At 70.3% G+C, this 26,958-nt stretch carries 27 protein-coding genes and 3 pseudogenes; 19 read left to right on the top strand and 11 right to left on the bottom strand.

All coding sequences use genetic code 11. The features are described from left to right. Nucleotides 1–50: 50 nt before the first annotated feature. Nucleotides 51–1,715 carry an acyl-CoA dehydrogenase family protein gene (locus tag ABZ484_RS01645; RefSeq protein WP_358863879.1) on the top strand — a complete coding sequence of 555 codons (1,665 nt, stop codon included), beginning with the start codon at nucleotides 51–53 and terminating at the stop codon, nucleotides 1,713–1,715. 121 nt (nucleotides 1,716–1,836) lie between these two features. On the opposite strand, the gene ABZ484_RS01640 is transcribed toward ABZ484_RS01645, so the two are convergent. After that, complete coding sequence (locus tag ABZ484_RS01640; RefSeq protein WP_358863878.1) at nucleotides 1,837–2,175, bottom strand: substrate-binding domain-containing protein; 339 nt, start codon at nucleotides 2,173–2,175, stop codon at nucleotides 1,837–1,839. Nucleotides 2,176–2,485: 310 nt separating this feature from the next. On the opposite strand from ABZ484_RS01640, the pseudogene ABZ484_RS01635 reads away from it, so the two are divergent. Then, a pseudogene (locus ABZ484_RS01635) lies at nucleotides 2,486–3,388 on the top strand (beta-L-arabinofuranosidase domain-containing protein); the annotation flags it as partial. On the opposite strand, the gene ABZ484_RS01630 reads toward ABZ484_RS01635, so the two are convergent. The 3 genes from ABZ484_RS01630 to ABZ484_RS01620 all read right to left on the bottom strand — a co-directional run bounded on the left by ABZ484_RS01630 (nucleotide 3,372) and on the right by ABZ484_RS01620 (nucleotide 5,809). Beyond that, nucleotides 3,372–4,151 (bottom strand): LysM peptidoglycan-binding domain-containing protein, encoded by a 780-nt coding sequence (locus ABZ484_RS01630; protein ID WP_358863877.1) that lies wholly within the window; start codon nucleotides 4,149–4,151, stop codon nucleotides 3,372–3,374. The pseudogene ABZ484_RS01635 and the gene ABZ484_RS01630 sit on opposite strands and share 17 nt — an antisense overlap. A 385-nt stretch (nucleotides 4,152–4,536) precedes the next feature. Then, entirely contained in the window at nucleotides 4,537–4,857 is a 321-nt protein-coding gene (locus ABZ484_RS01625; RefSeq protein ID WP_358863955.1) for a hypothetical protein, read from the bottom strand. 88 nt (nucleotides 4,858–4,945) lie between these two features. Further along, nucleotides 4,946–5,809 carry an NAD(P)H-binding protein gene (locus tag ABZ484_RS01620; protein ID WP_358863876.1) on the bottom strand — a complete coding sequence of 288 codons (864 nt, stop codon included), beginning with the start codon at nucleotides 5,807–5,809 and terminating at the stop codon, nucleotides 4,946–4,948. An 87-nt stretch (nucleotides 5,810–5,896) separates the two neighbouring features. On the opposite strand from ABZ484_RS01620, the gene ABZ484_RS01615 reads away from it, so the two are divergent. The 4 genes from ABZ484_RS01615 to ABZ484_RS01600 all read left to right on the top strand — a co-directional run bounded on the left by ABZ484_RS01615 (nucleotide 5,897) and on the right by ABZ484_RS01600 (nucleotide 8,949). Beyond that, nucleotides 5,897–6,694 carry a helix-turn-helix domain-containing protein gene (locus ABZ484_RS01615; protein ID WP_358863875.1) on the top strand — a complete coding sequence of 266 codons (798 nt, stop codon included), beginning with the start codon at nucleotides 5,897–5,899 and terminating at the stop codon, nucleotides 6,692–6,694. 43 nt (nucleotides 6,695–6,737) lie between these two features. Beyond that, nucleotides 6,738–7,412 carry a 3'-5' exoribonuclease gene (locus ABZ484_RS01610; RefSeq protein ID WP_358863874.1) on the top strand — a complete coding sequence of 225 codons (675 nt, stop codon included), beginning with the start codon at nucleotides 6,738–6,740 and terminating at the stop codon, nucleotides 7,410–7,412. A gap of 13 nt (nucleotides 7,413–7,425) precedes the next feature. Then, nucleotides 7,426–8,076, top strand: a complete 651-nt coding sequence (locus tag ABZ484_RS01605) for a CatB-related O-acetyltransferase (protein WP_358863873.1) — start codon at nucleotides 7,426–7,428, stop codon at nucleotides 8,074–8,076. Between the two features lie 252 nt (nucleotides 8,077–8,328). Beyond that, a complete protein-coding gene (locus ABZ484_RS01600) occupies nucleotides 8,329–8,949 on the top strand; it encodes a LysE family translocator (protein WP_358863872.1) in 621 nt (206 codons plus the stop codon). A 166-nt stretch (nucleotides 8,950–9,115) separates the two neighbouring features. On the opposite strand, the gene ABZ484_RS01595 is transcribed toward ABZ484_RS01600, so the two are convergent. After that, entirely contained in the window at nucleotides 9,116–9,550 is a 435-nt protein-coding gene (locus ABZ484_RS01595; protein WP_358863871.1) for a VOC family protein, read from the bottom strand. Between the two features lie 135 nt (nucleotides 9,551–9,685). On the opposite strand from ABZ484_RS01595, the gene ABZ484_RS01590 reads away from it, so the two are divergent. After that, entirely contained in the window at nucleotides 9,686–10,207 is a 522-nt protein-coding gene (locus tag ABZ484_RS01590; protein ID WP_358863870.1) for a hypothetical protein, read from the top strand. A gap of 65 nt (nucleotides 10,208–10,272) precedes the next feature. Here ABZ484_RS01590 and ABZ484_RS01585 read toward each other — a convergent pair whose 3' ends face one another. The 3 genes from ABZ484_RS01585 to ABZ484_RS01575 all read right to left on the bottom strand — a co-directional run bounded on the left by ABZ484_RS01585 (nucleotide 10,273) and on the right by ABZ484_RS01575 (nucleotide 13,412). Next, a complete protein-coding gene (locus tag ABZ484_RS01585) occupies nucleotides 10,273–11,292 on the bottom strand; it encodes a hypothetical protein (RefSeq protein WP_358863869.1) in 1,020 nt (339 codons plus the stop codon). A 121-nt stretch (nucleotides 11,293–11,413) separates the two neighbouring features. Then, nucleotides 11,414–12,382, bottom strand: coding sequence for a tetratricopeptide repeat protein (locus ABZ484_RS01580; protein ID WP_358863868.1), 969 nt, complete (start codon nucleotides 12,380–12,382; stop codon nucleotides 11,414–11,416). 172 nt (nucleotides 12,383–12,554) lie between these two features. Further along, nucleotides 12,555–13,412 (bottom strand): SDR family oxidoreductase, encoded by an 858-nt coding sequence (locus ABZ484_RS01575; protein ID WP_358863867.1) that lies wholly within the window; start codon nucleotides 13,410–13,412, stop codon nucleotides 12,555–12,557. 244 nt (nucleotides 13,413–13,656) lie between these two features. Here ABZ484_RS01575 and ABZ484_RS01570 point away from each other — a divergent pair, with 244 nt between their 5' ends. Beyond that, nucleotides 13,657–15,132: an ornithine decarboxylase gene (locus ABZ484_RS01570; RefSeq protein WP_358863866.1), complete on the top strand. Its 1,476-nt coding sequence runs from the start codon at nucleotides 13,657–13,659 to the stop codon at nucleotides 15,130–15,132. A 123-nt stretch (nucleotides 15,133–15,255) separates the two neighbouring features. Here the strand turns inward: ABZ484_RS01570 and ABZ484_RS01565 are convergent, their stop codons facing one another. Further along, nucleotides 15,256–15,624 carry an EamA family transporter gene (locus ABZ484_RS01565; RefSeq protein WP_358863954.1) on the bottom strand — a complete coding sequence of 123 codons (369 nt, stop codon included), beginning with the start codon at nucleotides 15,622–15,624 and terminating at the stop codon, nucleotides 15,256–15,258. Nucleotides 15,625–16,334: 710 nt separating this feature from the next. Between ABZ484_RS01565 and ltrA the strand changes: the two genes are divergently transcribed. The 5 genes and pseudogenes from ltrA to ABZ484_RS01540 all read left to right on the top strand — a co-directional run bounded on the left by ltrA (nucleotide 16,335) and on the right by ABZ484_RS01540 (nucleotide 20,819). Next, nucleotides 16,335–17,876, top strand: coding sequence for a group II intron reverse transcriptase/maturase (gene ltrA, locus ABZ484_RS01560; RefSeq protein ID WP_358863865.1), 1,542 nt, complete (start codon nucleotides 16,335–16,337; stop codon nucleotides 17,874–17,876). Nucleotides 17,877–18,076: 200 nt separating this feature from the next. Further along, entirely contained in the window at nucleotides 18,077–18,976 is a 900-nt protein-coding gene (locus ABZ484_RS01555) for a hypothetical protein (RefSeq protein ID WP_358863864.1), read from the top strand. A 132-nt stretch (nucleotides 18,977–19,108) separates the two neighbouring features. Then, nucleotides 19,109–19,945: a DUF6461 domain-containing protein gene (locus tag ABZ484_RS01550; RefSeq protein ID WP_358863863.1), complete on the top strand. Its 837-nt coding sequence runs from the start codon at nucleotides 19,109–19,111 to the stop codon at nucleotides 19,943–19,945. Nucleotides 19,946–20,069: 124 nt separating this feature from the next. Then, nucleotides 20,070–20,183, top strand: a pseudogene (locus ABZ484_RS01545) (IS630 family transposase); the annotation flags it as partial. Between the two features lie 237 nt (nucleotides 20,184–20,420). Then, entirely contained in the window at nucleotides 20,421–20,819 is a 399-nt protein-coding gene (locus ABZ484_RS01540; RefSeq protein ID WP_358863862.1) for a hypothetical protein, read from the top strand. A gap of 3 nt (nucleotides 20,820–20,822) precedes the next feature. Here the strand turns inward: ABZ484_RS01540 and ABZ484_RS01535 are convergent, their stop codons facing one another. Next, nucleotides 20,823–21,230 carry a heavy metal-responsive transcriptional regulator gene (locus ABZ484_RS01535; RefSeq protein ID WP_358863861.1) on the bottom strand — a complete coding sequence of 136 codons (408 nt, stop codon included), beginning with the start codon at nucleotides 21,228–21,230 and terminating at the stop codon, nucleotides 20,823–20,825. A gap of 83 nt (nucleotides 21,231–21,313) precedes the next feature. On the opposite strand from ABZ484_RS01535, the gene ABZ484_RS01530 reads away from it, so the two are divergent. The 4 genes and pseudogenes from ABZ484_RS01530 to ABZ484_RS01515 all read left to right on the top strand — a co-directional run. Next, complete coding sequence (locus ABZ484_RS01530; RefSeq protein ID WP_358863860.1) at nucleotides 21,314–22,282, top strand: alkylmercury lyase family protein; 969 nt, start codon at nucleotides 21,314–21,316, stop codon at nucleotides 22,280–22,282. A 97-nt stretch (nucleotides 22,283–22,379) separates the two neighbouring features. Then, on the top strand, nucleotides 22,380–23,024 hold the full coding sequence (locus ABZ484_RS01525) for an ankyrin repeat domain-containing protein (protein ID WP_358863859.1): 645 nt from the start codon (nucleotides 22,380–22,382) through the stop codon (nucleotides 23,022–23,024). 298 nt (nucleotides 23,025–23,322) lie between these two features. Then, nucleotides 23,323–23,688, top strand: coding sequence for a peptidoglycan-binding domain-containing protein (locus ABZ484_RS01520; RefSeq protein ID WP_358863858.1), 366 nt, complete (start codon nucleotides 23,323–23,325; stop codon nucleotides 23,686–23,688). 394 nt (nucleotides 23,689–24,082) lie between these two features. Further along, nucleotides 24,083–24,595: pseudogene (locus ABZ484_RS01515) on the top strand (helix-turn-helix domain-containing protein); the annotation flags it as partial. Nucleotides 24,596–24,768: 173 nt separating this feature from the next. On the opposite strand, the gene ABZ484_RS01510 reads toward ABZ484_RS01515, so the two are convergent. After that, the gene (locus ABZ484_RS01510) at nucleotides 24,769–25,734 is read right to left on the bottom strand and encodes a pirin family protein (protein WP_358863857.1); all 966 of its coding nucleotides are present in this window, start codon (nucleotides 25,732–25,734) and stop codon (nucleotides 24,769–24,771) included. A 194-nt stretch (nucleotides 25,735–25,928) separates the two neighbouring features. Between ABZ484_RS01510 and ABZ484_RS01505 the strand changes: the two genes are divergently transcribed. Together ABZ484_RS01505 and ABZ484_RS01500 are read left to right on the top strand one after the other, a co-directional pair. Further along, nucleotides 25,929–26,417 (top strand): MarR family transcriptional regulator, encoded by a 489-nt coding sequence (locus ABZ484_RS01505; protein ID WP_358863856.1) that lies wholly within the window; start codon nucleotides 25,929–25,931, stop codon nucleotides 26,415–26,417. An 18-nt stretch (nucleotides 26,418–26,435) separates the two neighbouring features. Further along, the gene (locus tag ABZ484_RS01500) at nucleotides 26,436–26,915 is read left to right on the top strand and encodes a MarR family transcriptional regulator (protein WP_358863855.1); all 480 of its coding nucleotides are present in this window, start codon (nucleotides 26,436–26,438) and stop codon (nucleotides 26,913–26,915) included. Nucleotides 26,916–26,958: the final 43 nt, after the last annotated feature.

Raw genomic sequence — 26,958 nt, 5'->3', positions numbered from 1 at the left:
CCCTCAGCCGAGTTTTCGACGATGACGACGATGAACCCGAAGGACTGAGCATGACCATCACCGACGGCCCCGCCCCGCACAGCAACCCCACCGCCCGCACCCACGAGGTCACCAACCAGGCGCCCCCGCTCGTCGGCCACGACCCCGCCGACGACGCGGTGCTGCTGGAGGGCGTACGCCGGGAGGGCGCTGCCTGGCACGTGGACGAGCTGCACCGCCTCGGCCGCGTCGTCGGCAGCGAGGAGGCCCGCCGGTGGGCGGACCAGGCCAACCGCTTCGAGCCGGAGCTGCGCACCCACGACCGCTACGGCAACCGCGTCGACGAGGTGGACTTCCACCCGGCGTACCACTCGCTGATGCGGACCACGGTGGGCGCGGGCGCCGCCGGCTCCGCCTGGGCCGACGAGCGGCCGGGCGCCCACGTGGCCCGCGCGGCGACGTTCATGGTCGCGACGATGCTGGAGCAGGGCCACATGTGCCCCGTCTCCATGACGTACGCCGTCGTCCCGGCGCTGCGCCACTCCCCCGAACTCGCCAAGGAGTACGAGCCGCTGCTCACCAGCCGCGTCTACGACCCCGGACTGCGCGCCCCGCACACCAAGCGCGGTCTGCTCGCCGGGATGGGCATGACGGAGAAGCAGGGCGGCACCGACGTACGCGCCAACACCACCACCGCCGCCGAACGGCCCGACGGCACCTGGCGGCTGCGCGGCCACAAGTGGTTCACCAGCGCCCCGATGAACGATCTCTTCCTGGTCCTGGCGCAGGCCCCCGGCGGCCTCTCCTGCTTCCTGGTCCCCCGCGTGCTGCCCGACGGCAGCCGCAACACCTTCCGCATCCAGCGCCTGAAGGACAAGCTCGGCAACCGCTCGAACGCCTCCAGCGAGCCCGAGTTCGACGACACCGTGGCCTGGCTGGTCGGCGACGAGGGCAAGGGTGTGCGCACCATCATCGACATGGTGACGATGACGCGCCTGGACTGCGTCCTCGGCTCGGCGGGCCACATCCGCGAGGCCCTGGCGCAGGCCGCCCACCACACCCGCCACCGCTCGGTGTTCGGCGCCAAGCTGATCGACCAGCCGCTGATGCGCAACGTCCTGGCCGACCTGGGCCTGGAGTCGGAGGCCGCGACCACGCTCGGCCTGCGCCTGGCCGGCGCCGCCGACCGGGCCCAGCGCGGTGACACCGACGAGCGCGCCTTCCTGCGCCTGGCCACCGCCGTCTCCAAGTACTGGGTGTGCAAGCGCCAGCCCGCCATCGTGGCCGAGGCCCTGGAGTGCCTCGGCGGCAACGGTTATGACGAGGCGTCAGGGATGCCGCGCCTGTACCGCGAGGCGCCGCTCAACGGCATCTGGGAGGGGTCGGGGAACGTCAACGCCCTCGACATGCTGCGCGCCCTGACCCGCGAGCCGCAGTCCCTGGAGGCGTTCCGCACGGAGATCGATGCGGCGTCCGGCGCGGACCGCCGACTCGACGCCGCCTGGCGGGAGTTGAAGGAACAGCTGGTCCTCACCGAGGACGCCCCACTGCGCGCCCGCCGCGTCATCGAGCGCGCGGCCCTCGTCCTGCAGGGCTCCCTCCTCGTACGCCACGCACCGGCCGCGGTCGCGGACGCGTTCTGCGCCTCCCGCCTGGCCGGCGACCAGGGCCTCGCCTTCGGGACGCTGCCTCCCGGGACGGACTTCGCGGGACTGCTCGCACGTCTGCCCCACTGACCGTCCGGCCCCAGCGGGCCCGCCTCCTCCAGGAGCGGGCCCTCGCCGTTCCCGAGGACACCGCCTCTCACGCGTCGTTCGTGAGTACGCCGCCCTCACGGGTCCCGTGAGCACCCGTCCCTCACGTCGACTCCCGTACCACCAGTCGGCAGGGCACGGTGTGCACCCCGGGGGTCGCGTCGGCGTCGTCGATGGCCCGCAGCAGTTGGAGGGCCGCCACCCGGCCGATCTCCGCGAGGTTCATGTCGATCGTGGTGAGCGGCGGGCGGCTGGCCAGGGCCATCGTGTCCCAGTTGTCGTAGCCGATGACCGCGATGTCCTCGGGCACGCTCGCGCCGCGTTCCCGCAGCGCGTCGGTGACGCCGCGCGCGATCTGGTCGTTGCCGCAGAGGAAGGCGTCGGTGTCGGGCGCGGTGCGCAGGACCGCGTCGGCGGCGCGCCGGCCCCAGGCTCGTTCCACTCTCCGAAGTGGACCCGGCCGGTGGACGGCGACAGTCCGGCGGCGCTCAGGCGTCCCACCGCGTGGCGGGCGCGGTCGCGGGCCGCCGCCTGGTGTTCCGGCCCGGTGACGTGCGCGACGCGGGTGCGCCCGGTGGACAGCAGGTGCTCCACGGCGAGCCGGGCGCCGCCCCGGTCGTCCGTGACGACCGATGTGTCGGCGGCGTCGGTCGAGGGCGAGAGGGCGTAGACCACGGGGACCGACTCCAGGCCCGTGATACCGGTCAGCGGCAGGCGCGGGTCCGTGCGGCGGCCCGTGACGATGATGCGGCGAGACCTGCGCCGCCACCATCGCCTCCGTCCAGTGGAGCCGGTACATGGCCCTGCTCACCGGCGAGGCCCGCTACAGCGACCTGATCGAACGCACCCTGTACAACGGCTTCCTGGCCGGGGTATCGCTGGACGGCGAGCGCTGGCTGTACGTCAACCCGCTCCAGGTCCGTGACGGCCACACCGATCCCGGCGGCGACCAGTCCGCCCGGCGCACCCGCTGGTTCCGCTGCGCCTGCTGCCCGCCCAATGTCATGCGGCTGCCGGCCTCCCTGCCGCACTACCTCGCCACCACCGACGACGACGGTCTCCAGATCCACCAGTACGTCACCGGCCGCTACTTGGGCGACGGCGTCGCCGTCCGCCGCGCGACCGGCCACCCCTGGCACGGCACGCTCGCCTTCACCGTCGAGGAGTCCCCGGCCGACCGGCCCTGGACTCTGTCCCTCCGTATCCCGCGGTGGTGCCGGGACGTACGTGTCCGGTGCGGCGAGGAGGCGTACGACGGCCCCGTGGCGATCGAGCGCGGCCCGCTCGTGTACTGCCTGGAGCAGGCCGACCACCCCGGTGGCGGCCTGGACGACATCGTCGTCGACACCACCCGCCCCCTCGCCGTGCGGCACCGCCCGGACCTGCTCGGCGGCGTCACCACGGTGGGGGCCACCGGACACCGGCGCTGCGTCCCGCAGCCGGGCTGGTGGCCGTTCACGCCATACCCCGAGGCAGCCCAGGTGGCCCGGGCGGCCCAGGAGACCCAGGGGGACCCCGTCGAACTGACGGCCGTCCCCATTGGGGTGCACGGGAAGCTGATGCGGCGGTTGCCGGCCGACCTCCGCGACCGTACGGAGCGTAGCCCTGGCGTTCCCGTGCCCCCGCTCGCCCGTCGCCTCAGTAAGGGCCGTTGACGTTGTCGATCGAACCGTAGCGGTGGTAGGCGTAGTTGCACGCGGCCGTGATGTTGGCGACCGGGTCGTAGATGTCCCACGACGTGCCCGGCACGTGGTACGCGGTGAAGGTCGGGTCGATGACCTGGAGGAGGCCCTTCGACGGGGTGCCCTTCGCGGCGTTGGAGTCCCAGAGGTTGATGGCCTTCGGGTTGCCGGAGGACTCGCGCATGATGTTGCGGTGGATGCCGTTGTACGTGCCCGGGATCCCGTTGGCCGCCATGACGGCCAGCGAGTGCCTGATCCAGCCGTCCAGGTTGTCGGGGTAGGTCGCCTGGCTGGTCGAGGCGGGCGCGGCCTTTGCGACCGTGGAAGATCCGGTCTTCGCGGCGGTGGCGGACGGGGTTTTGGCGGCCGCGGCGGATGCGGTCTTGGCGGCCCCGGCGGATGCGGCCTTGGCGGCCGTGGAAGATCCCTCGGGCAGGGTCAGAACCTGGCCCGGGTAAATGACGTAGGGGCGGGCGAGGTGGTTGGCCGCTGCGATGGCCTGCCAGCCACCCGGCACGTCGAGGGATCGGGCGATCGCGGCCAGGTGGTCGCCGGGCTGGACGACATAGGTGGTCGCGCCGGTGGACGAGACGGCCGGAGCGGCCTCTGCGGCCTGGGCGGCCTCGGCCGAGCCGAGCGTGGCCGTGCACGCCAGGGCGAACGAGCCGGCGATGACGGCGCTGCCGGCGGAGAGACGACGGGCTCGGCGCGGGCGGTGGGCGGCATGTCTGGGCATGGTGCGGTCCTTGGGTCCATGGATTGCATGGCCCGCAGTTGCCGATCCCCCTCGACAATTCACATCGCATTTCGTTTGCGGTGCGCTGCGGCGGGGACATTGTTAGCCGCGGATCAATAAGTCGACAATCACCGTCTTTACTAAGCGGGATAGTTGCGGAAGGGTGCCGACCGGGGATTTGCGCTGCAAGTTGCGCCAGTTAAGGAACTATTCCCTCACTAGGCCGGATCGTAAGTGAATTGCGTCACCCCGATCAACGGGGATTCCGGCCAGCGGGGGACGACGAAGACCCTTTTCTTGGACGTTCACCAGCATTTCGGGCAAACCGGTCAACTGATGAAATGCCCCCTATATTCCCACTTCTGGATTTGGGGCACTGAAATCTCTACGCCGGGCCGTGCCCGTCGAGGAGGCGCAGCAGCACAGCTGCCTCCGCGCGCAGCCGCGCGACCCGCTCGGCGTGCGCGGGTACCGTCAACTGTGCTGCGGCTTCCAGTCGTTCGGTGGCCTCGGCCCGCACGATCTCCACCACACCGCGCTCGCTCAGCTCACGCCGCGCCGCCTCGGTGGCGCCGGGCCCCACCGGTGACTGTTCGAGGGCCAGTCCGCGCGATGCGGCTTCGTCCACCGGCACCGCCTCCGCGTTGTCCAGCGCGGCGAGCGTCGCGCGCAGGGCGCTCACCGCGGCCTTGTCGCGGGCGCGCATCGCTTCCGGAAGGGCTTGACGCATGCGAAGACGGAGGGACATGCGGGGACCCTACGGCGGCGCCCCGCGTCCCACAACGGAATATCGCTCAACTGCCTCCGAAGATTCCCCGGTTGTCCTCCGCCCAGGCACGGAAGGTGCGCGCCGGCCGGCCCAGCACCTCCGGCACGTCGTCGGTGACCACCGCGTTGCCGCCGTCGCGGACGAACGCCACACCGGCCAGCACGCCGTCCGCCCGATCCCCCTCCATGCCCCAGGCGGTACGAAGGAACGCGCGGGTCTCGTCCGGCGACAGGTCCCGAGTGGGCACGGGGCGGCCCAGAACCGCGGCGAGCACGGCGGCCTGACCGGGAACGCTGATCGCCTCCGGCCCCGTCAGGGTGTACGTGCGCCCCGCGTGCACGCTCTCGACCAGGGCCCGGACCGCGACGGCGGCCACGTCACGGGGGTCGATCACACCCGAGGCCCCGTCTCCGGTCAGGTTGGGCACCGGCTCGCCGGCCCGGAGTGCCGGGACCCAGCTCAGTGTGTTGGAGGCGAACGACGACGGCCGCAGTACCGTCCATGCGGCCCCGCTCTCCCGCACGGCCCGCTCGCCCTTCAGGTGCCAGAGCGCGGAGGGACCGGAAGCGCCCTCGCCGGTGCCGATCGCGGACAGCTTCACCAGCCGGCCCACGCCCGCGGCGCCGGCCGCCGCGACCAGCGCGGCGTCCTGACCCTCGTCGGGGCCGGGCGGCCGGAGCAGGAAAGCGGCCGTCACCCCCGTGAGCGCCGCTTCCAGGGAGCCCGGGTCGCGGTAGTCCCCGCGCACCACCTCCACCCCGGCGGGCACGCGCGCCTTCGCCGGGTCGCGGGTGAGGGCGCGCACCTTCTCACCGCGCGCGGCCAGCTGTCGTACGACGTCACTCCCGATGGTGCCCGTGGCACCCGTCACCAGAATCATGACGTCCACGGTGGCCCGCCCGCCGCGCCGGGCTCTTGGAAATTCCGGCACGGCCGGCCCGCCGGAACGGCGGTGCGGGGCGCTTACCGTGGAAGCGTGCCGTACACCACAACCGAGCAACCGCCGACCGCGCCCGAGGTGCTGCGCCCCTGGATCAGTGGGGTGCGGACCCTGTCCTTCACCGGGCCGCCCGAGGAGACGTTCGTCCGGCTGCCCGAGGCGGCGACCAAGGTGGTGCTGCGGGTCACGGCGGACGGACGGCGTGACGTGCTGGCCGTCGGGCCGCGGGTGCGGGCCACGTACCACGAGGGCAAGGCCCGCGTCTCGTGCGTGGAGCTGTGCCTCGCGCCGGGTACGGCGCTGCCCCTGCTGGGCGTGCCGGCCGCCGGGCTGGTCGGCCGGGTGGTGGCGCTGGACGGGCTGCCGGCCGGGGCGGCCCGCCGGCTCGCGGCCGAGCTGCGGTGGCTGGATCCGCGGGAGGCGCTGCCGCACCTCGCCGAGGTGCTGCCCGGCCTGTTGGCCGACGCGGTGGATCCGTCCCGGGCGGCGCTGCTGCGGGCGGGCGTGGACGCGTTGTCGGTACGGCTGGACCGGGCACCGGTGCAGGTGAGGAACGTCGCCCGCGAACTGGCCGTCAGCGAGCGGCAGTTGCGGAACCTGTTCGCGGAGGGCGTCGGGGTCTCCCCCAAGCACTACGCCCGTATCGACCGCGTCCGCACGGTCGTCACCCGCGCGGCGGACGCCCGCTGGTCCGAACTCGCCGCCGCGACCGGCTACTTCGATCAATCGCACATGACGTCCGACTTCCGGTCCCTGATGGGCGTCCCGCCCCGCTCGTACTTCGCGGGCCGGCTGCCCGCACTCAGCCCCTGCCAGGCCGGACCGCGCACCTGAATTCGGATGCGGGCGCCGCCGGTGGCTGCCATGCTCCGGTCCCATGCCCGCACGACCGACCGCACGACGCGTCAAGCCCAGCCGCTGCATCTCCGTCGACATCGAGGCCGACGGGCCGATCCCGGGGCCCTACTCGATGCTGAGCCTCGGCGCGGCCGTGGCCGGCACCCAGGACGCCGACGGCTTCACGCCGGCGGACCCGGAGGAGCACACCTTCTACCGCGAACTACGGCCCATCTCCTCCGACTTCGTCCCGGAGGCGCTGGCGGTGAGCGGCCTGGACCGGGACCGGCTGACGGCCGAGGGCGCCGAACCCGCGGTCGCGCTCGCCGAGTTCAGCACATGGGTGCGCGAGGTGAGCGTCGGCGCGCAACCGGTGATGTGCGGCTATCCGGCGTCGTACGACTGGACGTTCCTGTACTGGTACCTGATCCGTTTCACCGGCGAGAGCCCCTTCGGGCACTCCGGTTGCCTCGACATGAAGACGCTGTACGCCACCAAGGCCGGGCTGCCGTTGCGGGCGGTGGCCAAGGGCACGATGCCACGACACCTGCTGTCCCGGCGCCGGCACACCCACCACGCCCTGGACGACGCCATCGAGCAGGCGGAACTGCTGGCGAACCTCCTGGCGTGGCCGGGCCCCGGCCGCCAAATCGGTGTCGCGGACGGCTCGGTGGCGGGATCATGGGCCGGTGCACCGACCACCTGCAACCGCTGAGGAATCACCCGCCATGCCGACGCCCGCCGACCCCACGGTCCTCCATCCGATGCCCGAGCAGCCGCGGGTGGTCCTGCTCAAGCCGCTGGTGAAGTCCCCGCTGATCGAGGTCGGTGAGTACTCCTACTACGACGACCCGGACGACGCGACCGCGTTCGAGACGCGCAATGTGCTCTACCACTACGGACCGGAAAAGCTGATCATCGGCAAGTTCTGCGCGCTGGGCACAGGCGTTCGGTTCATCATGAACGGCGCCAACCACCGTATGGACGGCCCCTCGACCTTCCCCTTCCCCACCATGGGAGGCTCCTGGTCGGAACACTTCGACCTGCTCACCGGACTGCCCCACCGCGGGGACACCATCGTGGGCAACGACGTGTGGTTCGGCCACGGCACGACGGTGATGCCCGGCGTACGGATCGGACACGGCGCGATCATCGGCACCGGCGCCGTGGTCACCCGCGACGTACCCGACTACGGCATCGTCGGCGGCAACCCGGCCGGCCTCATCCGCACCCGCTACGACGCCCGGGAGATCGCCCGGCTCCTGGCCGTGGCCTGGTGGGACTGGCCCGCGGAGCACATCACCGAGCACGTGCGGACGATCATGTCGGGCAGCATCGCCGATCTGGAGGCCGCCGCCCCCGACGCCCCGTGTGCGTGAGGCGCGAGACCAGAGTTCCCGCGTGGGCGCGACGTCGCGCACGGCGCCGCCGCCGCAGGATGGCCGTGCCCCCGCGGCGAAGCACAGGCCACGCAGAGGCAACGGCAAGCGCGGTGGCCCGCACCGCGGCACGTGGATGTCCGCTGAAGCCGGGCCCGTTGCGCACATCGCTGTGGCCGACGCACTCGTGGAAGCCGTCACAGGCGGCGCATTCCATGGACACGGGGGACAGCGGCACCCACGATGGGGTGCATGCTGAGCACCCTCCTCGCCTTTCTCGGCGCCTGCACACTGGTCGCGGCCTCGCCGGGCCCGAGCACCATGCTGATCATCCGGCAGTCCCTGCGCAGCAGGCGCGCCGGTTTTCTCACCGTGCTGGGCAACGAGACGGGCGTGTTCATCTGGGGGGTGGTCGCCGCACTGGGGCTCACCGCACTGCTCATGGCCTCCCGGTTGGCGTACGACATCATGCGGATCGCCGGCGCCGTGACTCTGGTCGCCTTCGGCGTCAAGGCGCTGCTGGACGCCCGTCGAGGGCATCGAGAGGAGGACGACGAGGAGGCAACGTCCGTGCGCCCAGGGTGGACCTCGTACCGCTCGGGCCTGCTGCTGAACCTGGCCAACCCCAAGGCCGCGGTGTTCGCGATGTCCTTCCTCCCGCAGTTCGTGCCCTCGGGCGCACCCCATCTCCCCACCATGATCGCCCTGGCGGCGGTCTGGGCGATCTTCGAGGTCGGCTACTACGGGCTGTACGTGTGGTTCGTCGGCCGGTTGAAGACGGTCATCTCCCGAGCCGGGGTCCGCAGGCGCCTCGAGCAGGTCTCCGGCGGTGTGCTGCTCCTCCTCGGCGTTCGAATGGCCCTCGAGGGCTGACGCGGGCCGTGTCGGCCGGCCTTCGGCCGGCCGGTCCACCCGGCGGGAAGCGGGCCGTGGATACCGGGCGATGACCCGAACCGCTACCACCGTCTGCTCCAGCCGGCCGGACAGGACGAGTGGTGGATCGGCGGCGACGGCGGCGGGTCCCCGGCTCTCAGAAGGCTCAGTCGATACAGAACTCGTTGCCCTCGATGTCCAGCATCGGGATGCACGACTCGTTCTCCTCGTCGGCGTACAGCGTTCGCACATGGGTGGCGCCGAGCGCGACCAGTCGCGCGCACTCGGCTTCGAGCGTGGCGAGGCGCTCGTCCCCCACCAGCCCGGTGCCGACCCGGACGTCGAGATGCACCCGATTCTTGACGATCTTGCCTTCGGGGACGCGCTGGAAGTACAGGCGCGGGCCCACGCCTGAGGGATCGACGCAGGCGAACCACGAACCCCGCTCCTCAGGAGGCAGGGTGCCGTTGAAATCGTCCCAGGTGGCGAACCCCTCCGGTGGCGGCGGTACGACGTACCCCAGCACCTCGCACCAGAAACGAGCGAGGCGCTCAGGTTCCGCGCAGTCAAAGGTGACTTGGAACTTCTTGATCACTGACATCGGCGCACCATAGCAGGCGGACTCCGCCGCTCATTTCCCGGACAGTCCGCGAGAACGACGTGACCGTGGCGAGGGAGCGTTCGTCCTCGAAGCCCACCTGGCGCCGCCGTCACGGCATACCCCAAGCTGGCCCTCATGGATTGGTTGCCACTGCTCTCCACCCTGGCCGGGGCCGCGATCGGCATCGTCGCTACGCTCATCGCCGATCGGAACCGGTGGAAGCACGAGGATGTCAAAGAGGTTCTTCGGCTGCGGCTCGACATCTACACGCAGTACACCACCACCGTGAAGGTCCTCGGTGAGACCCTGCGGGCCTTGGCCGAGCGAGAACACCCTTCCGACGACGAACGGAAGCTCGCGCTGCGCGAGGCCTTCCGGGATTCGGGCATAGCCATCGCGTCGGAACGGATGTGGCTCATCGCGCCCCAACCCGTCGTCAAGGCCTCCAACAGCGTGTTCCACTGCCTGCGACGCATCTGCGACGGCTACGTCGACGGCATCGCCGTCAGCAGTCCGGAGGATCGCGCCCGCTGGGAGGCACGCGGCAAGGCAGCCGCCAAGATGCGCAAGCTCATGCGTGAAGATCTCGGCGTCGGCCCACTCACCGAACGCTACGGCCCCCTTCTCAACGACACCGACAACCCCGCCACGCAGTGATCGTGGCCCTGACGCCAACGTCATGAAATGGCAGACCTGGAACGGTCCTCTGGTCCGTAGCCGGATCAGGAGCGCAGGGTGACGCCGAAACGGGTCCTCATCCGCCGCAGTTCCCACAGCGAGACAGCGGTCACCGACAGCGGCCCGCCCAGCGTGGAGCAGAACTGGACGATGGGCGGGCCCGCCGGCATGCCGTCGCCGATCAGGCTGAAGGCCGCGAACACCCACACCAGCGTGAGAGTGAGGACGGGCGGCAGCATCGGGTGGACCTGGGCACTGTTGAAGGCGCTGCGGGCCGAGTACAGCGACGCCATGAAGAAGAAGGGAAAACCCCACACGATCACGATCAGCGAGGCGACCGCCAGTACGTACTCCCACCAGCTCTTCCCGTCGTCGGCGTCGACCAGCAGGGCCGTCGGGACGAGGATTCCGCCCATCACGACCAATGTCAGCACGTACCAGCCGACCGCCTTGAGCGGAGCGCGCAGCCGGGAGCGCAGATGCGGCCGCAGGTGTGGGGGTGCGTAGTAGATGAATCCGATGATGACCAGGGGCGCGGCGATGATCAGCACGAACGGGGCGACGAAGAGTTGGGCGGCACCGCCGTACGCCGCGTCCTCCCAGCGGTTCGGGTCCACGTTGTAGGCGAGGATCAGGGCGATGGTGGCGGCGGCACCGAGCACCGTGCGGGCCAGTTGGACGCGGTCCACGGTGCGGTCCTCGATCCGGCCGTCGCCCTCCTGCGCGAAGAGTCTGGTGGCAACGCGGTGCGCGGAGCGCAGGATCGCGCCGACGAGCCCGAAGCGAGAGCCGAACGACAGGCAGCCGCGGCGGCGCCGGGCGGCGGGCCTCGTGGGCTGGGGGCCGTAGGGGTACGGAGGCTGGTTCGGGTAGGGGTACGGGCCCGGATTCGGTGGTGGCGGACCGTACGGGGCGCCCTGCGGCGGACCGTACGGGCCACCCTGCGGCGGTCCGTAGGGAGCGCCCCAGCCGCCCTGGCCTCCCGGTCCGTTGCCGTGGCCCCCCGGTCCGTTGCCGCCGGGCCCACCCGGGCCGTTTCCCGGCCCCCATCCCCCCGTAGCCATGCCACTCCCCGTTCGCTTTCCACCAGTTGGTGTATGTCCTGCGGTGCCAGGCGCAGTGTAGTGGCAGATCAGCTGCCGAAAGCTCCCCGACGGGAACTGGCGCCCGTCGAGGAGCGGAGCCTCAGCCGTTCCTGAAGCGGCGGGCCGCGGCCACGAGTCCGGCAGGCAGAGCGGGCCCCGCACATGCGTGGTCGACCAGCAGGTCCCGGTAGGAGTCGTTCGGCAGATTCGGCGCCAGTTCGATGAGTTCGCTCAGGTCGGCAGGGGATCCGGTGAGCCGTGCCCGGTAGGCGGCCCCGGCCGCGCGGAGGGTGGGCTCAGCCGGTTCGTGCCGCATTCCCCGCTCGATCAGCCGGACCGCGGCGGCGAAGTCGCCCTGTTCGGCGTGTACATCGGCCAGGTCGAGGTGGAGGGACCAGTTGGACGGGTCCAGGGCAAGAGCGCGCTCGAACGCCGACACGGTCTGCTCAGGCTCGCCCAGCTTGCGCCACGTCCCGGCTCGCACGACTTCCGTCAGCATGATCGGCTCGATGGAGTCCGCCTGGTCACACAGGGCGAACGACGCATCGGTGCGGCCGCATGCGCGCAGCAGGATCGCCATCTTGGCCAGTGCCTCCGGCACCGGCCGGCGGGCAGAGACCACGTCGATGACGCGGAACCAGGGCCGGAACCGTTCCCGCATGCTTTCGGTGTCCAGCGGACGGCCGTGGTCCATCGTCCGCATCGCGGCCTCGGCCAGGGCGTCGGCACTCACCCCACCGAGAAACCTTTCATCGCCGAACCAGGGGGCCTTGGCCCATGCGATGTCGGGTCGCACACCCGTGACCGATCCGATCGCGAGCGCCGCGCCGTCCATGTCGCCGTCGAGGAAGCTGACGTACGACCGCGCCAGTACCGTCCTCAAGGTGCTGGACGCCTGAACGACCTCGGCCAGCTCCGACGGCTTGTCCGTCCAGAACTCGGCCAGTACCTCGTAGGGCTCCGGGTTGTCGGGCGCGGAGGCGATGGCATCCGCCAGACAGCGGACGGCTGCCGCTGGGCTGCCACCGCAGTGCGCCATCACCCGTGCGAGCCCTACTCCGGCTGCCACCGCTCGATTCGTCGCCGCTCGATTCGTCACCGCCCGAGGCTATCCCCGCGGACAGGGCGTGCGGGAAGCGCCCTGTGGCGAGCGGTTCGTCGTGCGCGGGCCCACTTCCGTGTTCAGCGGGCCCGTCCCGGTCCGGCGGACCCATCCCGGTCCGGCCGACCCACATTCCGGTTCAGTCGTGCGAGCGTTCCGCAGCGGCGTACCGGGGCGCCAACGTGGCACCGGAGCCGTTGCGCAGGGCGAGTTCCGCGTCGGTCAGCCAGGTCACGGCCTCGGGGTCGGACATGCCGGGCACGCACACCACTTCCCCGGTTTCCAGCGCGGCCAGGGAGGCGGTGACCACGTCGGCGGCAGGCATTCCACCCTCGTCGTGGACCCGGGCTTCCCCGGGAACGGGCGCCTCACCCGTGCCGAGGTGGAACTCGGTGGCGGTGAGCCCGGGACAGAGGACCTGGACGTGCACCGGCGTGCCGGCCAGTTCGGCGGCGAGGGTCCTGCTGAACGCCACCATGTAGCCCTTGGTGCCCCCGTAGACGGCCCGGTGCGGGAGGGGACCGGGCGGCAGGGCTCCGGCGAACGCCAGGAGCGAGGCGACGTTGACGACCGCGCCACGGCCGTGCGCCACCATGCGGGGGACGGCCGCGCGGGTCAGCACCGTCGGCGCCACGACGTTCACGTCGATCACCTGGGTGAGCAGGGCGGGACCGGCTTCGGCGAAGGGCCCGTAGCCGTTGATTCCGGCGTTGTTCACCAGCAGCGCCACGTCGTCGGCGGCGACCCGGTCCGCGACCCGGGCGAGGTCCGGCGACCGGGCGAGATCGGCCACCATCGACTCGACCGCGACCCCGGTCTGCTCACGCAGCCGTTCCGCCAGGGCGTCGAGCCGCTCGGCACGCCGGGCGACCAGCACCAGGTCCCAGCCCCGCCGGGCCAGCCGGGTGGCGTACTCGGCGCCGATGCCGGACGACGCTCCGGTCACCACGGCCGTACCCGCCGTCTCCTCGGATGCCGCCGTCTCCTCGGATGCCATGTGCCAGGCCCTCTGCTCGATGGCCCGCGTCCGGCGGGCCGTACCGGAAACCCCCTCCTTGATCGCCGTGGCCGGGTTTCCCGTCGTCGCCAGGCGAAACCCCCGTCGGTCCGCCCGTCCAAGGCAGCTGGTTCGCTCGCCGGGCGACGGGGGTACCCGTGGCTCGCCACAGGTCCGACAGCACTTTCGGACCCCTGACCCCGAGCGCAGCAGGCCGAGCGTCGGCCCGACCGAGGAGGAATTGATGGACCACGCGCGGGTCCCCGTGCTGGAGGCGTTGCAGGAGTTCCGGCGCCGCGGCGATGTCGTCTACGGTCCACCCGGACACAAACAGGGACGGGGCGCGGATCCGCGGGTGGTGGACGTCGTCGGACTCGACGTGTTCCGCTCCGACGTCCTGGCCCTCAACGGGCTGGACGACCGCCGTGAGTCCCAGGGCGTGCTCAGCCATGCCCAGGATCTCATGGCGGACGCGGTCGGCGCGGAGCAGGCGTTCTTCTCCACGTGCGGCAGTTCCCTGTCGGTGAAGACGGCCATGCTGGCCGTTGCCGGTCCCGGCGAGAAGCTGCTGCTCTCCCGCAACGCGCACAAGTCCGTGATCGCGGCCGTCGTGGTCAACGGCGTCGAACCGATCTGGGTGCACCCCAAGTTCGACACCGAGCGGCACATCGCCCACCCGCCGGAGCCCGACGACGTACGCGACCGGCTGCGCGAACACCCGGACGCCAAGGGCATGCTGCTGATCACTCCCACCGAGTGGGGGACGTGCGCCGACATCCGGGGCGTGGCACGCGTCTGCCACGAGTTCGGCGTGCCCCTCATCGTCGACGAGGCATGGGGCGCCCATCTGCCGTTCCACCCCGACCTGCCGCCCTGGGGCATGGACGCCGGAGCCGACCTGGTCGTGACCAGCGTGCACAAGATGGGCGGCGCCATCGAGCAGAGTTCCGTCTTCCACCTCCAGTACGACCGGGTGTCGCCGGAGGCCCTCAAGCAGCGGGAGGACCTGCTCGGCACCACCAGCGCCTCCAGCCTGGTGTACGCGACCCTCGACGGCTGGCGCCGCCAGATGGTCGAACAGGGGCACGACCTCCTGGACACCGCGCTGCGCCGCGCCGAACGCATCCGGGGCGCGGCCGGTGACCTGCCCGGTCTGCGGCCCATGGGGCAGGAGGTCGTCGAGGAGGGGCTCGCGGCCTCCTTCGATCCACTGAAGATCGTGATCGACGTGCGGGAGCTCGGCATCAGCGGCATGCAGGCCGCCGAGTGGCTACGGGCCCACCGGCACGTCGACGTCGGCGGCTCCGACACCTGCCGTATCAGCGCCTCGATCACCCACGCCGACGACGACGAAACCGAGAAGGTCCTGTTGGACGCCCTGCGGGCGCTCGTCGACGGAGCCGACTCCATCGAACGGCGACCACTCGTCCACCTGCCCGCCCCCTCGGCTCTGGAGCTGGAACAGGCCATGCTGCCGCGCGAGGCGTTCTTCGCCGAGGTCGAGCATGTCCGGGCGGAGAGTGCCGCGGGACGCATCGCGGCCGAGATGATCAGTCCCTACCCTCCGGGCGTTCCCGTGATCGCACCCGGCGAGGTGATCACCGAAGAGGTCCTCGCCTACCTGCGCACCGGCGCCGATCACGGCGTTCTCGTCCCGGACGCGGCCGACCCGTCGGTCCGGACGCTGCGCGTGGTGGCGCGGAACCGACAGCCTGCCTGACACACGCCCCGGCACCCTCGGCATGGCCCGTCCGTCATTGTCCTCGCACCGAGCGGCGGCGTCGGGCGGTCCCGTCCCGGTCCTGCGGCCCGCCGCCCGGCCTCTTCTCCTGGCGTGAGTGGGTCATCCGGGGCTTGTGAGGGCGGTTGCGGCCGTTGCGGGGAGAAGGCCTGCGGCCTGGAGGCGGGTCGAGCGCTCGGCGAGCAGGACTCGGGCGAGCAGCGCCGTGGCTGCGGGACAGAGGGCGGTGATCACGGCCACCACGGTGAGTCGGCCGTGTCCGGCGGCGGTGAGAAACAGCAGGTTGGCGACGCCGCTAAGGAGGCCGGCCACCGCGGTGGGCAGCGCTGCCGGGCGCCAGTCCGCTTCCCACAGTCGCGGTCGGCACGCGAACGGGAGACGAGCAGCAGGGCTGCCGCTTGGCCGGGAACAAGCGGCCAGGCGCCAGAGGCGGTGCCCGCGCGGTCCAGGGCGACGAACGGCACCGAGCATCCGGCACCGGCGACCATCCCGTTCCGGATGGCCGGCGGCCGCCGGGCGATCGAGGAGTGCTTCGTGCGACACGAGGCTGCTTGAGCTGAGTGAACTCACCGAGAGGAGGTTCCGTTGAGGAAGGTGTAGTTCCGGGCCAGTGTTCAGGGCCTGTCCCCGCCCCGGCGTGCGTTCCTGGTAACGGGAGGGTGCGAAGCCCGGGGGGAAAGCCCAAGGACTCCTGTTCCATCCGGGAGTTACAGGCAAGGGGAATGAGTGGACGGGTGAATGCGAATGAACCCTTGGCTATGCCTCGTAACTTCGACCCCCGCCGATGGGATGTTCCAGCGGGGTACAGGACTGGCCGCCGAGAAGCGGCAGGCGCCGGCTGGAGAGAAGCAGTCAGCCGGGAGAACACCGCCGTCCCGGGGTAGAGAGGGCACCCACCCCACTCGCATCTCGCTCATGCAGAACGTGGAAACCCCGCAGGGGTCCTGTTGCCATCGCGCAATGGGTAGGCCGACCGCAAGGAAAGCTCAAATCCCCAGCGGGAACAGGATGACCCAAGAAGCGAATGCCGGTGGCCGAAAGGCAACAGGAAACCGGGACACAACAGCTGGACACTCCACCAGCCGTCCCGCATAACTGGCCGGACAGGGTCCAGGTGACCCGGCCCGAAAGGGTGCTGACGTGGGTCAGGTGAGCCTGTGAAGAGAACGATGACAAGGACGATGGAACTGAAGGACACGTTAGACGCTGTGCCGCCCAGCGGCCCGGTGAACGGACCCGAAGACGAGCTGCTCGACTGGTATGCGATCGACTGGGATGCCGCCGAGGGGAACGTACGTCGTCTGCGCCAGCGTATCTTCGCGGCATCGCAGGCAGGGGACCTGAAGAGGGTCCGCAACTTGCAGAAACTGATGCTCCGCAGCCGCAGTAACACGCTGGTCAGCGTGCGACGGGTGACGGAGATCAACGCTGGCCGCCGGACGGCGGGCATCGACGGCAGAGTCGTGCTCACAAACCCGGGAAAGGCCGAACTGGTCACCTGGGTCCAGCGCAGCTCAGCTCCGTGGAAGCCCAAACCCGCCCGGCGCATCTACATTCCGAAGAGCAATGGAAAGCGGCGTCCCCTCGGAATTCCCGTCATCATTGACAGAGTCTTGCAAGCCAAGACAGTCAATGCACTGGAACCCGAATGGGAAGCCCGGTTCGAGCCGAAGTCCTATGGGTTCAGACCGGGCAGGGGATGTCAGGATGCGATCCAGGCGATATTCACGGTCGCGCACGGGAAGGCCCCGAAGCGGAAGTGGGTACTGGACGCGGATCTGGCAGCGGCATTCGACCGTATCGATCACGTTCACCTCATCGAGATGCTGGGAACCTTTCCCGCGACGGAAATGGTCACCCTATGGCTGAAAGCCGGAGTCATCGAGAAAGAGTGCTTCACCGCCACCGAGGAAGGAACACCTCAAGGCGGCGTGATCAGTCCCCTCCTGCTCAACATTGCTCTCCATGGAATGGAAGAGGCTGCCGGAGTCCGCTATTTCGCCGGCGGATCACACGCCGGTGAAACAAGATCGGGCTCGCCGGTGCTGATCAGATACGCTGACGACCTGCTTGCCTTCGCTCACTCCAGAGTCGAGGCCGAGCAGATCCAGGCGCGGCTGGCCACCTGGTTGAAACCCAGAGGTCTGGTCTTCAACGAGGACAAGACGAGCATCGTCCACCTCAACGAGGGCTGCGATTTCCTGGGCTTCAACATCCGCCGCTACCGCGGCGGGACGGTGCTCCTGATCAAACCCAGCGCGGCAGCCGTGCGACGCATCCGGAAACGGCTGGCCGCCGAAGTCAAGGCCCTGCGAGGGGCCAACGCCGAAGCGGTGATCCACAAGCTCAACCCGATCATCCGGGGATGGGCCGCCTACTACCGGAGCGCGGTGTCCAGCCGCATCTTCCATGCCCTGGACGCCTACGTGTGGAAGCTCGTCTACAAGTGGGCAACTCACACACACCCGAACAAGCCGAAGCACTGGGTCACCGCCCGCTACTTCGGCATGTTCAACAAGGCCAGGCGGGACCGGTGGGTCTTCGGCGACCGCGACAGCGGCCGCTACCTCGCCAAGTTCTCCTGGACCAAGATCGTCCGGCATCAGATGGTCAAGGGCACGTCGTCTGTCGACGACCCAACCCTTGCCGACTACTGGGCCGAACGACGTCGCAAGCACAAGCCAGCACCTGCATACACCCGCGAGCCATCTGGGCTTGCTTGAGCCGTGTGCTCGGACAACGGGCCCGCACGGTTCTGAGGGGGGACCGCTGCAGCAATGCGGCGGTCCTACCCGACCAGGCCGCGAAGAACGAGTGCCGCCTGGCGGAGTACGAGGTCCGCCGCTGCACGCGGAACCTGTCCCGGATCGGCTGCGTCCGAAGAACGAGCCGCCACCGCTTCGCTGTTCTTCCAGGAGGTCGCATGCGCATCAGGGCCACGAACACTGTTGGCCTGCGGGCCGCGGTGGCCGTCGTCGCGCTGGCTGTCTCGGGTTGCGGCAGTCAGCGCGACGGGGACGCCGGTGCTGACGCGGAAGGGGTGGCGCACCACGCCCGGCAAGTAGCCGCGGCGTGGGACAGGTCGACGGCGGCCGACGCGTGGCGTGCCGGCTACCACCCGATGGGTGAGGTGACCCAACAGCCCCGTGGCGGCCTGCGGAGCAAGGCTGATGAGCAGGCGTACCGAGATCACAGCTTCATCCTGCGAGGAGAGTTGCCCGCCACCTGGCCGAGGAATGGCGAGGTGGCCTGGGTCGACGGTGGGTCACTCGAGCGCCCCCTGGCGGGGGCGGAGGATGCGTACAAGTCCCTGTCCAACGGCGGCGCCGGAGGCAAGCCCCACCTGACCGTGATCGGCGCGAAGCTGAGCACCATGAAGCTGGCCACCAGCCGCGGACCAGCCACTGTCCCTGCCTGGCTCTTCACCCTGGACGGCTACACCTCCCCCCTCAAGCGGGCGGCTGTCACCCCGTCGAAACTCCCTTCATCGCCGATCGGCCGAGCGAGTGGTGACGTACCCGTCCAGGCATGGGACGGGCTGGTCGACGTTGCCGGGGACGGGCGATCAGTGACGGTGGTCGCCCTCCACGGTGTCTGCGACGACGACCCGGCGGTGGAGGTGCTGGAAACGCCCTTCAGCGTGGTCCTGTCGTCCTGGGTCAAGCAGCGGAAGGGCGGAGACAACTGCACCAAACAGGCGAAGTTGCAACAAGTGACGGTAGAGCTCGATCGCCCCGTGGGTGACCGCGTTCTCTTGGACGCGAAGACAGGCCAACCGATCCCCTACAACCCGCCGCACGGGCCCTCGCCGAGCTGGAGCTGACAGACAAGCAGCAAGAGCAGGCGCTACTGAAGCCGGTGGCCGGTTCCGCCGGTCATGAGCACCGCGCGACGCCAACTCGGCACCGGCCCGAACCGTCATCCATTGTCAGAGGCATCAGGCACACTGCGCCGTATGAACTCGGTGACCGCGCACGACTACGCCTGGATCCGCACCTCGCCGCTCTTCCGCCACATGATGGAGAGCGGATACACCTTGACACTGATACGGGGGCGGAGCCCGCACGAGGTGCTGCGCGCGATCGAGGCGGAACCGCGTGGCACTGGGGAGGGCACGGCCGGGCTGATCGAGGCGGACGACGCTCACCGTGCCGAGGTGGATCACGACTACTGGGACGAGTCCTACGTCGCGGGCGCCTTCCAGGCTCCGGGCGAGAACGGCGACTGGACAGTTGTCCTCGGATTCGACGGTGGCCTCGGGATGCCGTGTGTGGAGACGCTGTCGGAGGGCGGCCGGGTCGTGGCGCACTCGAGCAACGGCGGCAAGCCCATGCACTTCTTCCACTGGTTCGAGGACGGTGAGCTCCGTACGACGTTCGAGGGCCCCTCGGCGCGCGACGGCAACAGCCCCGATGAACTGGTTCCCCTGTTGCGGGAAGTCGGCTTCCCTCTGACTCCCGAGGGCGAGCACGACGAGAGCGCCCCGGTCGTCGACGGCAAGGCGGCGGTCCTCGCTCTGGCCGAGAGACTCACCGGCATACGTGTCACCGAGTCCCTTCTCCAGGACGCCACGTACGAACTGGGACTCGTCCCCGAACAGCCTGCCGAGGAGTGGACCGGCCTGGTCATCGACATCACCGATGCCCACGGAGAGCGTCTGTACAAGGAATGGACCTACGAGGAGATCGCGGCGGCTTCCGACCGCGCACGGGCGGAGGCGAACGCGCCGGTCGTGATCACCTACAACGAGCCTCTCGCCGAGGATCGTTCGGAGCACGGGACAGGTGAGTAGCGAACGGGCGCGTGGAGGGTGCCCCGGGACACTCGCCGCCCTCTAGTGTCCTGCGCCAGTAGTTGATCGTTAGTTGGTATGTGACTTCTACTGCTGGTGCGTCAGTTCCTCATCGAGGCCCAAACTGAAGCCGTTGCTGCTGTCTGATGACGAGCGGGCGGAGTTGGATCGGTGGGCGCGTCGGGCGACATCGGCCCAGGCTCTGGCTCTGCGCGCGCGGATCGTGCTGGCGTGTGCGGGACCGGAGGTGCCGACGATCGTCGCGGTCGCCCGGGATCTGTGGGAGACCACTGTGCTCGGCCATCGATGCCCGCGACCAGTGGTGGCGTTCTTCGGCAGCTGTTCCAGCGTGGTGACCACGACCGCTTCCACTTGATCGACGCTGATGGTGGGCGGCCGACCCGGCCTCGCGGGTGACGCCGGGCTGTACCAGCGTGGCGGAGGCCACGCCGTCGGTGAGCAGACCCAGCAGAGGATGCTCGGTGCCCGCCTCGGCCAGGAGGTCGGCCTCGGCAACCTCCAGCGCGACGGTCAGGGCGCTGTCCAGGTCACGGCCGCGGATCAGACCGACCGTCGGAGGTGTCTCCTCGACTCGGTCGGCGTAGCCCTGGCGGGCGGCCTGCCGGGAGATACCCAGCCGCTCACCGATCACCGTCCAAGAGTGCCCGGCGGCGCGCACCATCCGTACGACCTGGTCGACGGCGGCGTCCGCGTGGGCGGACACGTTCTCGCTCACCGCGATGACGGCGTCCAGCGGGGCGAGTTCGTCGCCGTCTTGCGCACGGGCGTCGGCCGCTTCGATGAGCTGCTCCACGGTGGGTTCTTCGCTCGTGCGACAACCGTAGATTGCGACCAAGACCGTGACAGTTCCTAGTTGTCACCTGGTTGCCGGGCCGGCGATGACGCTGCAGATGTCGGCCTCGGAGCAGGTGCTCGGATCCGTGTCGGCAGCGCGCTCTGCCAGTCTGCGCAGGGCGGTGCGGGTGGTGCGCAGCTCGGCCATCCGTTGCTCGATGTCGGCGAGATGCTGTTGGATCAGTTCACTGACGTGACCGCACGGGGCCCGGCCGGAGTCCCGCACGGTGAGGATCGAGCGGATCTCCGCGAGGGTGAGCCCGGCCGCCTGGGCGTCGCGGATGAAGGACAGCCGGGTAGCCGCCTCGGGCGGGTAGTCGCGATAGCCGCCCGTCGTGCGGGGCGGCGGCGGCAGAAGGCCCGACTGCTCGTAGAAGCGGATCGTCTTGGCCGTCACGCCGCAGTCGGCGGCCAGCTCGCTGATGCGCATGCCTCCACGTTACGGCTTGACCTTCCAGCGCGGTGGAAGGTCTAGCGTCGGGCGCAGCGGCACTGACCTGGAAGGACAACGCCATGCACATCACCGTGCTGACCGTGCCCGACTGTCCCAACGCGCCCGTGGTCCGGGAGCGGATCGCTCGCGCGCTCGACGGGCGTAGCGCGCAGGTGGAGCTGGTCGAGGTGGACAGCGAGGAGCAGGCGGCGCGGCGAGGGATGACCGGCTCGCCCACCGTCCTGATCGACGGCGTGGACCCCTTCGCCGTACCGGGGGCCCCGGCCTCGGTCTCCTGTCGCCTCTACCGCGGCCCGGACGGCGCCGCGGACAGGGCGCCGAGCCTCATCGATCTCGGGCGCGCCCTGAAGGGGGCGGACGGCGCCGGGGACTGCGAGTGCCCGCCGATGGATGCGGTCGGCCGCAACGGCCAGGGCCGTCTCGCCCCGCAGGCGGGCGGGCTGCGTGCCGTCCAGCACGCCGTCCTGCATCACTTCGCGGCCAACGGAGCCGCCCCCTCGGCCGATGAGCTGGGACCCGTCGCCGCCACGCACGGCCGCCGCGCCGCCGATGTGCTGGCCGACCTGGCGGCGGAGGACTTCCTCACCCTCGACGACCACGGCCGCATCCGCGCCGCCTACCCCTTCTCCGCCGTACCCACGCCCCACCGAGTGCGACTGGCGAGCGGCATCAGCGTGTCGGCGATGTGCGCGATCGACGCCCTCGGCATCCCCGCCATGCTCGGCACCGACGCCGTGATCGCCTCCACCGACCCGATGACCGGCGACGCCATCACCGTCACCTCCCGCGGCGGACACCTGACCTGGCAGCCATCCAGCACGGTGATCTACATAGGCCAACGCTCCTGCACCGGCCCGGCCGCCGACACAGCCTGCGGCGCCCTCAACTTCTTCACCAGCCACCGCACCGCCCGAACTTGGGCCACACAGCACCCCCACTACACCGGCCGGGCAGTGGACCAGGACCATGCTGAGGCCCTCGGCCGGGCCGTCTTCGGCGCCCTCCTGGCGGAATCGGAGCCGACATGAATGGCCAGGTCGCCGTGGACCGCCGCGACCGCCGAACCGAGATGCACTCCGGCGACGCCGTCTTGGCGTTGCCGGGCGGAGGGAGAGGATGGTGTCCGTGAGCGATGAGACGACTGCCATGGAGATCCCCGCGGACGACCCACGGGCCATCGAGCTGGTTCTCGCCGTCCGCGGGGGCGATACCGAGACGATCCGGCGGCTCATGGCCCAGGACCCCCAGCTGGCCCGGGCCGCGCTGGCGGACCGAAGAGGCGGCTTGAGGAGCCTGTTGCACCTGGCCACCGAGTGGCCGGGCTACTTCCCCAACGGCCCGCAGATCGTGCACCTGCTGATCCGGGCCGGAGCGGACCCCAGCTTCCGCCACCCCACCCGGTGCGAGGAAACGCCGCTGCACTGGGCGGCCAGCAGCGATGACGCCGACGTGGCCACCGCCCTGATCGATGGCGGTGCGGATCTTGACGCTCCCGGCGGGTCGATCGGCACACCACTGGCCAACGCCGTCGGCTACGGATGCTGGCACGTGGCCCGGCTACTCGTGGACCGGGGCGCGCACATCGGCAGCCTCTGGGAGGCCGCCGGCCTGGGCAACCGAGCGAAGGTGGACGAACTCCTGGCCTCCGACCCACCGCCGACCAGCAGCGACATCGACGCAGCCTTCTGGCAGGCATGCCACGGCGGCCACCGCAGGATGGCCGAGCACCTCCTGGCGCACGGCGCCGACATCAACGCCATCCCCGACTAGTCCCAGCAGACGGCGCTCCAGATCGCGGGCGCATCCGACACCCAGCGCCAGATCCTCATCGACTGGCTCAAGGAACGCGGCGCCGTCCAGGACTGATACCGACCCCGCAGGGCAGCCCTGCGCCACGGCACGCGATCGAGCCCCTGTGCGCAGGCAGCGGGTGCAGCAGTGGAACACAGAACTTGGATCTGCGCCGGCCCGGGTCGCAACTCGCGGGCCTTGCCGAAGGTGAGGAGGATGGGGTGGTACCCATCGGCCTCGGGGGGTCGGCAAGCGGCCGGTACGGAAGGAACACGGCATGCGACAGTGCAGACTGGTCACCCTGGGCGTGGTGCTGTGCACAGCCTCATCTCTCGGACTGGCTGTGCCGCAGCTCGCCGCAGCCACTCCCCGGGAGTGTTCGTACGTCTCATCGACGTTTCGGCCCACGCTTGCGTACGGTCAGACAGGCCCGGCGGTCAAGCAAGCGCAATGCCTGAGCAACATGTGGGGAGGCCAGCCGCCCAAGCTCCCCTCTGACGGGGTCTTCCGCTCAGTCATGCTGAAGAAGATCGAGTGGATCCAGGGCTGCCACGGGCTGCCGCAGAGCGGCACCATCGATGCACGCACCTGGCAGGTGCTCTACCACCCGGTACCTGACTGCTACGACCCCTATCCGACCTGATCAACCGGTCACCACCCGTGCACAGGCCCGCGCGTCGGCATACTCCTGACACGGGTCTGACGCAGGCCACTACGATCGCGGACGGTACCGCGGTCGGCCGGGATCACCCCGATGCCGTCCCGACGCCGGCCGACACCGCCGCCTCTGACGTCCTGGAACGGACAGCCACTCCAAGGAGGTTGCCGTGACGGCCGCCGCCTGCGCCGCGTGCGAGGTGGAGGCAACGTCCCCGACCGGATGCTGCGTACACGCTGATACCGCTCGGCCTGTTGCGGTTCGCCCTCGGGTTCGTCGACTTCCTAAGTCACCTAGGTGCTGTGACCGTATAGGTTCACCGGGTTGCTCGTTGTGCTGGTTGGAAGCGTTGACGCTTCCAACCAGCAGGGGAGGCGGGATGGCACCACCGGTCAAGGTCCGGAGGCTGACGGAGCAGGAGGGGCAGAAGCTTCAGCAGATTGTGCGGCGGGGCAGTACGAGCTCGGTGCGGTTCCGGCGGGCAATGATGCTGCTGGCCTCGGCCGGTGGCAGCACCGTCCCGGTGATCGTGCGCCTGGTCCAGGCGGACGAGGATACCGTCCGGGACGTGATCCACCGCTTCAACGAGATCGGGCTTGCATGTCTGAACCCTCAGTGGGCGGGAGGCCGTCCCCGCCTGCTGAGCAGTGACGACGAGGACTTCGTCATCCAGACGGCCACCACCCGGCCCACCGTGCTGGGCAAGCCCTTCACCCGCTGGTCGGTCCGCAAACTGGTCGATCACCTGCGCAGGAACATGGCCCGGCCCGTTCGGATCGGTCGCGAGGCGCTGCGGTGCTTACCGGCCCGCCGCGGGATCACCTTCCAGCGGACGAAGACCTGGAAGGAGTCCCCGGACCCGGCATTCGACGCCAAGCTGGAACGCATCGACTGCACCGCCGACGCATGGTCCAACTGCGGACCAGACCAGCGTTCGTTCGACGGCCACGAAACCTGCCAAGACGGCTGCGCGCCACATAGCGGGGCCACGAGGTCACCTGATGACGCGCCAGTACCCGACAGGACGTCACCCACCCGCCGCCGACCGTCACTCATTTGCGCAGGTCAGCGCACCCGACCCCGTGGCTTCAGCGGCCCCGCCGGCAGCTCGGGGGCCGGCAGCGGGTCCCCGTCGTAGCCCTTCACCTCGCCGAACCGCGTCCCCTCCATCCAGTCCCGGCGGGCCTGGACGATCTCCTCCTGCGACCGTCCGATCCAGTTCCAGAACATGATCAGCTCCTCCTCGAAGGGCTCGCCGCCCAGGAGCATGAGGCCGGCGTCGGACTCGGCGCGCAGGGGGAGTTCACCGCGGCCGCAGCCGAGGTAGAGCATCGAGCCGGGCAGCAGCGGTACGCCGTCGACGTGGGCCTCGCCGGACATGGACAGCACGGCGTATTCGAAGTCGGGCTCCAGGGGGAGGCGTACCTCCGCGCCTTGGGTGAGGGCCAGGTCGGCGCCGGTGATCGGGGTGTACGTGGTGCCGGGTGAGGTGGCGCCGTCGAGGTCGCCGAGGATCAGCCGGGCGGTCAGGCCGGGTGCCGTGACGGTCGGCAGGTCGGCGTGGTGCTCGAAGTGCGGGTCGGTGTGGCGGTGGGCGTCCGGGAGGGCGACCCAGAGTTGTGCGCCGTGCAGGAAGCGGGCGTGCGACCCGGGGCTCTCCTCCGAGTGGCTGATGGCGCGGCCCGAGGTCATCAGACCGAGTTCGCCCGGGCGGATCATCTGGAGGCTGCCGGTCGAGTCGCGGTGCAGCACCTCGCCCTCGTGCAGCCAGCTCACCGTCTGCAGGCCCATGTGCGGGTGCGGGGGCACCTGCATGCCGGGCTCGTCGGCGATGTCGTCCGGGCCGTAGTGATCGACGAAGCACCATGCGCCCACCATGCGACGGCCCAGGTTGGGCAGCAGCCTGCGGACCTCGGTGGACTCGCCGAGCTTGACGTGGCGCGGGCTGAGGAGTTCGCGCACCGGCTCCGCCACCACGAAACCACGGCCGCCGCACACGGCGGGGACCGCCTCGCGGTCAAGATTGCTCATGGCCACAACCTAGTCCCGGTGGAGGGGTTCCGTCAGTCCGTCACGCGGGCGCCCGGTGAAGCGTGGAGCCCGTCTCCGACCTCGGCCGGCCGCCGCCGCGTCCCCTCCCGATGCCCCGGAAGAAGCGGCGACCTCGCGGACAGGAGTGATGCATATAGTAGCCATGTACATAGTAGCCATGTACTGTATCGGCCATGGGTTCGGCATCCGCGGGCGCGACGCCCGGTTTCCTGGTCTGGCGTCTGTCCATGAAGTGGCGTGTGGCGGTCGATCGCGCCGTCGGCCCGCTGGGGCTGACCCACGCCCAGTACTCGGTGGTGGCGTCGCTGTACGGCATGCAGCGCTCCGGGCTGCGACCCAGCCAGCGGCGCCTGGCCGACCACACCGGGCTGGAGCCGCTCTACGTGTCGAAGCTGGCGCGCGGTCTGGAGTCCGCGGGGCTGCTCGAGCGCACCCGGGACCCGAAGGACCCGCGCGCCGTCCAGCTCGCACTCACCGAGCGCGGCCGGGATGTCACCCGGCAGGCGATCAACGTCGTCCAGGGGCTCCTGCGGCAGCTGCTGGAGCCGCTCGGCGGCCTCGACAGCCCACGCGCACAGGCGTTCACCCACGAGCTGGCGACCCTGCTCGACGCACCTCTTGATCCGTTCGGCCAGAACAGTGAGCACGAGCCAGAACAGTGAGCACGAGAAGGAGCAGTCATGACCACCACCTCCCCCGTCTCCACGCCCGCCCCCGCCTCCGCCCCCTCCCCGGCCATGGACAGCCGCCTCATCGGTGTGGCCCACTACGCCGCCCGAGCGGTCCTGGAGAAGGTGCTGTCCCGCTACCACGTCACCTTCCAGGAGATGGTGACCCTGCGGCCGGTCGCCATCGCCGGCGGCCCCGTCGAGCGCGACCGGCTGGTGGGCCGTACCGTCGCCGCCCTCAAGGCCGACGAGGCCGAGGTGCGTGAGGTCATCGGGCAGCTGATCACCAAGGGGCTGCTCGCGGCCGAGGGTCCGCACCTGCGGATCACCGACGCCGGGCAGACCTTCTACGCCGGCGCGAGCGCCGAGACGGCCGAGGTCGCCGCCCGTATCTACACCGGCATCCCCGCCGAGGACCTGGCGGCCGCCGCCCGCGTGCTGACCACGGTCACCGAGCGGGCCGACGCGGAGCTGGCCGCGCTCGCCTCCTGACCGGCCTCCGGCGGGCGCGGGCACATGGTGGAATGTTCAACCA

The sequence above is a fragment of the Streptomyces sp. NPDC006393 genome (assembly GCF_040628575.1).
Lineage (GTDB): Bacteria > Actinomycetota > Actinomycetes > Streptomycetales > Streptomycetaceae > Streptomyces.
The sequence above is the reverse complement of the archived record's forward strand: the minus strand, read 5'-3'. Positions and strand labels throughout refer to the sequence as shown.

Coding starts and splice junctions, on each gene's coding strand:
- ABZ484_RS01645 (WP_358863879.1), top strand. CDS start 51: ATGACCATCACCGACGGCCCCGCCCCGCACAGCAACCCCACCGCCCGC.
- ABZ484_RS01630 (WP_358863877.1), bottom strand. CDS start 4,151: ATGCCCAGACATGCCGCCCACCGCCCGCGCCGAGCCCGTCGTCTCTCC.
- ABZ484_RS01625 (WP_358863955.1), bottom strand. CDS start 4,857: ATGCGCGCCCGCGACAAGGCCGCGGTGAGCGCCCTGCGCGCGACGCTC.
- ABZ484_RS01610 (WP_358863874.1), top strand. CDS start 6,738: ATGCCCGCACGACCGACCGCACGACGCGTCAAGCCCAGCCGCTGCATC.
- ABZ484_RS01605 (WP_358863873.1), top strand. CDS start 7,426: ATGCCGACGCCCGCCGACCCCACGGTCCTCCATCCGATGCCCGAGCAG.
- ABZ484_RS01600 (WP_358863872.1), top strand. CDS start 8,329: ATGCTGAGCACCCTCCTCGCCTTTCTCGGCGCCTGCACACTGGTCGCG.
- ABZ484_RS01595 (WP_358863871.1), bottom strand. CDS start 9,550: ATGTCAGTGATCAAGAAGTTCCAAGTCACCTTTGACTGCGCGGAACCT.
- ABZ484_RS01590 (WP_358863870.1), top strand. CDS start 9,686: ATGGATTGGTTGCCACTGCTCTCCACCCTGGCCGGGGCCGCGATCGGC.
- ABZ484_RS01585 (WP_358863869.1), bottom strand. CDS start 11,292: ATGGCTACGGGGGGATGGGGGCCGGGAAACGGCCCGGGTGGGCCCGGC.
- ABZ484_RS01575 (WP_358863867.1), bottom strand. CDS start 13,412: ATGGCATCCGAGGAGACGGCGGCATCCGAGGAGACGGCGGGTACGGCC.
- ABZ484_RS01570 (WP_358863866.1), top strand. CDS start 13,657: ATGGACCACGCGCGGGTCCCCGTGCTGGAGGCGTTGCAGGAGTTCCGG.
- ABZ484_RS01565 (WP_358863954.1), bottom strand. CDS start 15,624: ATGCTCGGTGCCGTTCGTCGCCCTGGACCGCGCGGGCACCGCCTCTGG.
- ltrA (WP_358863865.1), top strand. CDS start 16,335: ATGGAACTGAAGGACACGTTAGACGCTGTGCCGCCCAGCGGCCCGGTG.
- ABZ484_RS01555 (WP_358863864.1), top strand. CDS start 18,077: ATGCGCATCAGGGCCACGAACACTGTTGGCCTGCGGGCCGCGGTGGCC.
- ABZ484_RS01550 (WP_358863863.1), top strand. CDS start 19,109: ATGAACTCGGTGACCGCGCACGACTACGCCTGGATCCGCACCTCGCCG.
- ABZ484_RS01540 (WP_358863862.1), top strand. CDS start 20,421: ATGCTCGGTGCCCGCCTCGGCCAGGAGGTCGGCCTCGGCAACCTCCAG.
- ABZ484_RS01535 (WP_358863861.1), bottom strand. CDS start 21,230: ATGCGCATCAGCGAGCTGGCCGCCGACTGCGGCGTGACGGCCAAGACG.
- ABZ484_RS01530 (WP_358863860.1), top strand. CDS start 21,314: ATGCACATCACCGTGCTGACCGTGCCCGACTGTCCCAACGCGCCCGTG.
- ABZ484_RS01520 (WP_358863858.1), top strand. CDS start 23,323: ATGCGACAGTGCAGACTGGTCACCCTGGGCGTGGTGCTGTGCACAGCC.
- ABZ484_RS01510 (WP_358863857.1), bottom strand. CDS start 25,734: ATGAGCAATCTTGACCGCGAGGCGGTCCCCGCCGTGTGCGGCGGCCGT.
- ABZ484_RS01505 (WP_358863856.1), top strand. CDS start 25,929: ATGGGTTCGGCATCCGCGGGCGCGACGCCCGGTTTCCTGGTCTGGCGT.
- ABZ484_RS01500 (WP_358863855.1), top strand. CDS start 26,436: ATGACCACCACCTCCCCCGTCTCCACGCCCGCCCCCGCCTCCGCCCCC.